Origin of the sequence: Flavobacterium amnicola (genome assembly GCF_004122165.1) — a bacterium.
In the GTDB taxonomy this organism is placed as follows: domain Bacteria; phylum Bacteroidota; class Bacteroidia; order Flavobacteriales; family Flavobacteriaceae; genus Flavobacterium; species Flavobacterium amnicola.
Map to the genome: position 1 here is coordinate 1 of NZ_SBKO01000024.1, position 395 is coordinate 395.

1 protein-coding gene is annotated in these 395 nt (G+C 45.1%); it reads left to right on the forward strand.

The features are described from left to right. Nucleotides 1–395, forward strand: a 395-nt coding sequence (locus EQG63_RS12290; RefSeq protein WP_449404004.1) for an HYR-like domain-containing protein, incomplete at both ends; no start/stop codon positions are given.

Sequence of the window (395 nt, forward strand, 5' to 3'; positions counted from 1 at the left end):
AATTGTCAATGTGATTGATACAACTGCGCCAACATTCAACGGACAACTTCCTAGTGATGTGACCGTACAATGTGATGCCGTGCCTGCTCCAGTAGTCCTAACTGCTTCCGATACTTGTGATAACAATGTGGTAGTAGTGTACTCGGAATCCTTTGCGGGTCAAAACGATGCTTGTGCCAATACCTATACCATCACTCGCAACTGGTCGGTAACCGATTGTGCTGGAAATAATACCCAACACACACAAATTGTCAATGTGATTGATACTACTGCGCCAACATTCAACGGACAAGTTCCTAGTGATGTGACCGTTCAATGTGATGCCGTGCCTGCTCCAGTAGTCCTAACTGCTTCCGATACTTGTGATAACAATGTGGTAGTAGTGTACTCGGAAT